We start from the raw sequence: 1510 nt of genomic DNA on the forward strand, positions 1-1510 counted from the left end.
AGATGACAGAAAGAGCGCTTAGGTTCATAAAAAATATTTTTTTATATGAAGAGATTTCATACTTATCTAGTCTTGTTTTTTTCCATTTTCCATAAAATAAGAACGTAAATAACAAAAAAACTCCCTACACATAGCGGAATAAAGATGCTATTCAATATTAACTTTGTACTCTCCTGAAGGTTAGTCATATTTATAAGGATCTCTGGTAAAAATAAAATAATGGGAAGAATAATAGTTACCCATGTCTTGCTCCATATTGCTATCCCAATAAAAACTAAACTCGAAACAACAATTGCAATAACATTTCCAACAACCCCAACCTGAATAACAGATAACTCATAATAGCTATTTAAATAAAATAAAAGAAGGGATAGAATCATTGGAGTAATTCCAAGAATACCGACGATTAACCATTCCTTTATTTTAGGGATTTTGTTACTTGTTGCATACTTAAATAAAGCTACGGTTAGAAACAAGGAAAATAGGAAAATAAACGGATAGCCAATCAAATCAAGTAATGAGTATTCTATTTCTCCACGTATTGCATCTCCCATTAAAATATAAGACATTGCACCTAATATCATAATAGGTATAAATTTTATCAATCCCTCAAAGTCAGAAGACATTTCATTTGTCAATTGCGCCATATACTCTTTGGATGCCTTTCTAATTATATCATCTACATTTTCTCCATTTTTTTCAGCCTCATATAAACGATCTTCTACTTCTCTAATAATTCCTTCGATTTCCTTTTCATTTTTTCTACTGGAAAACAAATAAGCCCTTAGATTTTCTAAAAAATCAATACTTTTTTTTGATAGGTTCATATCTTCTCTTCCTTTTACCGTTTAGTATTTGACTTGAAGACAATAATATACAACACTCATATTTCTAAACTTTATAACACAACACTCCCTCCCTATCTTTGTAAATATATACGCTACTGAATCCATTTTGGATGGAGAATAGAGATGGATTTCCTCTTCTCCCCAGATACCATAGTTCTTACTGCTTCAGATACTTCTCAATATCTTCAATAATTTTAAAAGGTGAAACTCCCATCTCCTTCATATCTTTTACAAATTCACCAATGCATTCAATCCTGAGCTGGACATGCAATCGCTCCAGTTCCTCAGTATTTTCCGTTAGAAAGGAGCCTTGCCCTCTTCTTATTTCTACAATTCCCATTCGTTCCATTCTACGATAAATACGTTGTATAGTATTTGAACTCACTCCCGCTTGCGCTGCCATCTCTTGTACGGAAGGAAGTTTTTCTCCAGGTTTTAGTTCTCCTCGAACGATTTGTTGGCAAAGTCGAGCCATAAGCCGTTGATAAATCCACTGAGAGGCATTAAATCCGTTACCCATCAACTGCACCTCTACTTTCCTATCCACTAACCATCCAGCAATAAAAAACACGGTAATTTCTGTGTAGCAACACTATTGGTTAACATTATTTAACTTTTTTAGCAACATTTTGTGTAATCTTTTTTGGCACTTCATGTTATAG

At 33.1% G+C, this 1510-nt stretch carries 2 protein-coding genes; both read right to left on the reverse strand.

Annotated features, from left to right (window positions below; all coding sequences use genetic code 11):
* Window positions 1–62 precede the first annotated feature (62 nt).
* Window positions 63–827, reverse strand: a complete 765-nt coding sequence (locus HMPREF0083_RS06495; RefSeq protein ID WP_021620365.1) for an HAAS domain-containing protein — start codon at window positions 825–827, stop codon at window positions 63–65.
* A gap of 178 nt (window positions 828–1005) precedes the next feature.
* Window positions 1006–1395 (reverse strand): GntR family transcriptional regulator, encoded by a 390-nt coding sequence (locus HMPREF0083_RS06500; protein WP_245191319.1) that lies wholly within the window; start codon window positions 1393–1395, stop codon window positions 1006–1008.
* Between the last annotated feature and the right edge of the window lie 115 nt (window positions 1396–1510).

It is taken from the genome of Aneurinibacillus aneurinilyticus ATCC 12856, from assembly GCF_000466385.1.
GTDB classification, from domain to species: Bacteria; Bacillota; Bacilli; order Aneurinibacillales; family Aneurinibacillaceae; genus Aneurinibacillus; species Aneurinibacillus aneurinilyticus.